This window comes from Psychrilyobacter sp., assembly GCF_049671765.1.
Classification (GTDB): domain Bacteria; phylum Fusobacteriota; class Fusobacteriia; order Fusobacteriales; family Fusobacteriaceae; genus Psychrilyobacter.
In genome coordinates, this window is the sequence record NZ_JBATVM010000134.1 from 1 (window position 1) to 4,625 (window position 4,625).

The following is a 4,625-nucleotide window of genomic DNA, read 5'->3' on the forward strand; positions in this document are numbered from 1 at the left end:
CACTAATATAGATCACCTTATTGGAGCCATTGATGAAGATGTTGTAGCTTTAATATATATAAAATCACACCACTGCGTCCAAAAAGGTATGTTATCTATAGAAAATATGGTAGATATTTCCAAAGAATACAAGCTTCCATTAATAATTGATGCTGCTGCAGAAGAAGATTTAAAAAAATATATTAACTTAGGAGCAGACCTAGTAATATATTCTGGTGCAAAAGCAATATGTGCTCCTGCTTCTGGTTTTGTTACTGGTAAAAAAAAATATATAGATAGTATAAAAGCACAATACAAAGGAATTGGAAGATCTATGAAAGTTGGAAAAATGGCAATTGCAGGTTTATTACAAGCAATCGATGAATATGCCAACAAAAATTTAGAACTAACTATAGCCAGTCAAAAAGATCTATCAAACTTATTGATAAGTAAATTAAAAAACGAGAAAAAAGTTTCTTCTAAAATGGTACAAGATGAAGCCGGAAGAGAAATTTACCGTGTACAAATCTCATTGAATAAAGACCTAACAAATATTACTGGAAACGATTTTTTACAAAAATTAAAAGATGGAAAAGTACAAATCCACGTTAGAAAACATTATTCAAACTTAGGTATTATCAATATAGATATGAGAGCGTTAACAGAGTCAGATATTGATTTTATAGCTCAAAAAATAAAAAACATTTTAAAAGAGGAGATTATTAATGAATACTAAAATTAAATTTTATAACGATAAATTAGCAGTTAATTTTTTGGCTAATTCTGCAGAAAATGGAAAAGAAATTTATGATGCTATAGATGGATATACAGCAGTTGGGATATTATCGAAACAATTTGATAACATCTCAGAAGGAATAGAATATGTTCAAAATGTTCAAAAAATAGTGCCTTGTGTTTCTGTAGGGTTAGGTGCAGGAGATCCAAAACAATTTAAAAAAGCCGCTCTCATTGCTGGAGCAACAAATCCAGGACACGTTAATCAAGTGTTCACAGGTGCAGGATATGCTGCTGGTGTTCTAGCAGCATTAAATAGCAACGACACAGCAATAAATGTTTTAATAAGCCCTACAGGTATCCCTGGGAAGGTCAAAATATCTACAGGTGAATTAAGTTCTCAAGAAAATGATGGGATAGTAGATGTTGATACTGCTATGGCTATGGTATTAGATATGCAAGCTCATGCAATCAAATTTTTCCCTATGAAAGGTTTAGATGCTTTGGAAGAGTTAAAAGTAGTAGCAACTGCTGCTGCTAAACATAGTATCCCTATGATTGAACCTACAGGCGGAATAACTCTAGAAAATTTTAAAGAGATAACAAAAGTTTGTTTAGATGCAGGAGTTTCAAAAGTTATGCCTCATATATATGGTGCTGTAATCGACAAAGAAACTGGAGATACAAAGGTAGAAGATGTAAAAAAAGTATATGAAATGATGAAAGAATTATTTTAATAAAAATAATTTTTAACTAAAGCTGTAAAACTAAATAATTTTGTTTAGTTTTACAGCTTTTTAATTAAATCTATATTTAGTTTTGAACCATATTCTATTATCTTGTCAATTATCCATTGTTTTTCACTTTTTACTTAAAACTACTCCTCCATCAAATACCTATACATCTCATCTTCTACATTTCTATTTAAATTACACTCTATCCCTACCACCGAAACATCTTTTCCTTTTTTATCCACTATTCTCATCTCTTTTATCCCATCTTTCTTGGGAGTTAGGTCTCCCATATAGAAAAACTCTATCCCTTCATCGTCACTTTTTTTTACAAAAAGAGGCATCCTTATCTTCTGATTTCTGATTACAGTCATATCTGGACTGGTTAATTTCCTTCTAGCTTTAGACATCCATTTAAATTCCGACCTACTCAAAAAACCGTGATCGTAGATCTGTTCATCACCATGATAGGTAATAAATACAGGACAGTTTTTTAATTTTTCATTTACCTTATATCCTGCAATTCCTTGGGCAACTTCATTTTTTCTCCAATTTAAAACCCTAATAACATCTTTTCTAGAATACTTTTCGTAAAGATTAAACCCGTCATAAAAATTTTCTTTTTTATAGTTTTTATCATATTCTATTCTAGAATATTTTAGAAGATCCAATAAAAAAGTCTTAAAAGTTTTATTCTCTAAGGATTTTATAAAATCATCTTCTAAACTAAATATATTATCTTCTAATTTTATAATATTAAATCCATACTTTTCCCTTACTGTAATAAGTTTTTTCTCATGTTTTTCTGTAATAAATTCAAAATTAAGATTTTTATAGATAGAACCTATTGTTTCATCAGATAACTCATATCCGTATTTTTTTAAGATCTCATCTTTTAACTCTCCTACACCACAGTTATTACTTTCTATGATGAAAGACATCACCAATACCTCTTCTATCCTTTTAAGATTGGCAATATCTGTAGAGAAAAATTCCAATAATTTCTTCTCCCTTTCATCCATAGGAGAGATCAAATCTCTTTCTTGAGTAAGTATAAAGTTATAGTAAGATTTAGAATAATCTACATAAGTTTTTGGATCTCTAGAATTCATCTCTATAAAATCCTTCATCATAGGTATTTTCCCTAATTTATATTTTAGGAGTTCATAATCTTTTATAAGGTCTTTTCTAGTCTTTAAGTTGGCTAGGTCTAGAGCCTTAAATATCCTTTCTTTGGAAATTTTGTCAAAATTAATAGTTGAACTTCCAGGAATCAGTATACTTTCATTGACTAACATCTTTTTTATCTTACTTTTATCAAAACTATTGTCCCCGTAGAGAGCTATGGGAATCAAATAGTTATTACTGTAGTTTCCAATAAAATCAATAACAGTTAGATATTCCTTTCCATAGCTTTTTCTTAAACCCCTTCCTAGTTGTTGGATAAAAATTATAGCTGACTGGGTAGGACGAACCATGATTATTTGATTTACCTTGGGGATATCTATCCCTTCGTTGAAGATATCTACTGTAAATATATAATCTAACCTCTCAGTTCCATCTGATTCCAATTTTTTAATAGCTTTCTCTCTCTCATTTTGGGAACTTTCCCCAGTAAGAGCTATTGTTCTATAACCTTTTTCATTGAATAATCTAGATAACTCCTGACTTTCTTTTTTTCTACTACAAAATATTAATCCTCGAATAGTTTTTTCATCTGCTCCATAAAATTTTGATTTTTCAATTATCTTTTCTACCCTTTCTTTGGAAATTAATTTAGAAAAATTATCCTCTTCAGACATAGAACTATCCTCTATTTGTATATCGGTAACTCCATAATAATGAAATGGCACCAGCATCTTTTCTTCTAACGCTCCATTCAATCTAATCTCATAGGCAATATTATGATTAAACTGGTTAAATATATCAAATCCATCTGTTCTTTCGGGAGTTGCTGTCATTCCCAATAAAAATTTTGGAGTAAAATAATTTAATATTTTTTGATATGTAGGAGCACTGGCTCTATGAGTTTCATCTATTACAATATAATCAAAATGATCCTTTGAAAATAATCCTAAATTAGATTTTTTGGAGATAGTCTGTACTGTGGAGAAAATAAAATCAGCTTTTATATCTTTTTCTTCCCCTGAAAATAATCCCATACTTTTATCACTCCCAAAGATAGTTTTATAACTTTCCATGGCTTTTTTAGCAATATTTCTCCTATGAACTATAAATAAAAATCTCTTGGGATTAAACTCCTTTACATCAAAGGCTGACAGGTAGGTTTTCCCTGTTCCAGTAGCTGATATGAGAAGTCCCCTGTTCTCTCCTGTTTTTCTTAGATTTTCTATATTTATTAGAGCTTCCCTTTGCATCTTATTTGGCTCAATCCTATTTAACATTTTTTCTAATTTTTCCTTACTTTTATATCTCATCTCTCTCTGTTGGTTATAGATATCCTCATATATTTTTATATATTCAGGTGTTACAAGATATCCCACAGCAAATTCTGAATCTGCTTCTTCTAAAACTTCCGTGACTAAACTTGAGTTATCCCATGCAGTCACCATAAGGTTCCACTCTTTGTTAGTGCAAAGAGCACTAGCAGTGAGATTACTACTCCCTACCATGAGACTATAATGGTTCCCATGTCTAAAAAAATATCCCTTAGCATGAAAATTTCCTTTAGTTGCTATACGTAGTTCGATATTTTCAAATTGTAGGAGAGTTTTTAATGCTTCTGGCTGGGTGAAATTCTGATATTGAGATACCAATATTTTCCCCTTTATCCCTTTATTTCTTAGTTCTTCCAATGTATTTATAAGTACTGCTACACCACTTTTAGTCAAAAATGCCACTGAAAAATAAAATTCATCACAATTTCTGAGTTCATTCAAAATAACTGGTAAAACTTTTTTATTTTTTAATCTATTATTTGTAACTAGTTGGGGTAAATATAGGTTGTGGGAACTATAATTTTTATCTATAAATCCTGTTTCTATAGATTTTCTTAACTCTTCATGAATAGATTTCATCTATAGCCTCCTCTATGTTTATTATTTCTATAATATTTTAACATGAATATAGATAAAAAAGAAAAATGATAGAAGAAAGACCACAAGAAGAACTTTGGGGAGACCAAGTGTTATATTTAATTTGACAATAGGGTATCTAATC

3 protein-coding genes are annotated in these 4,625 nt (G+C 30.1%); 2 read left to right on the forward strand and 1 reads right to left on the reverse strand.

Annotated elements, in window-relative coordinates:
- Both WBG30_RS06600 and dagF read left to right on the forward strand, forming a co-directional pair.
- A partial coding sequence (locus WBG30_RS06600) for a beta-eliminating lyase-related protein (protein WP_424503850.1) occupies window positions 1–715 on the forward strand: 715 nt, incomplete at its 5' end.
- Window positions 705–1,451, forward strand: a complete 747-nt coding sequence (gene dagF / locus WBG30_RS06605; protein ID WP_424503851.1) for a 2-dehydro-3-deoxy-phosphogluconate aldolase — start codon at window positions 705–707, stop codon at window positions 1,449–1,451. The genes WBG30_RS06600 and dagF, both read left to right, overlap by 11 nt.
- Before the next feature lie 140 nt (window positions 1,452–1,591).
- Here dagF and WBG30_RS06610 read toward each other — a convergent pair whose 3' ends face one another.
- The gene (locus tag WBG30_RS06610; RefSeq protein WP_424503852.1) at window positions 1,592–4,483 is read right to left on the reverse strand and encodes a DEAD/DEAH box helicase; all 2,892 of its coding nucleotides are present in this window, start codon (window positions 4,481–4,483) and stop codon (window positions 1,592–1,594) included.
- Window positions 4,484–4,625: the final 142 nt, after the last annotated feature.

Excerpts from the sequence above, each read along its gene's own strand:
- dagF (WP_424503851.1), top strand. The coding sequence starts at position 705 with ATGAATACTAAAATTAAATTTTATAACGATAAATTAGCAGTTAATTTT.
- WBG30_RS06610 (WP_424503852.1), bottom strand. The coding sequence starts at position 4,483 with ATGAAATCTATTCATGAAGAGTTAAGAAAATCTATAGAAACAGGATTT.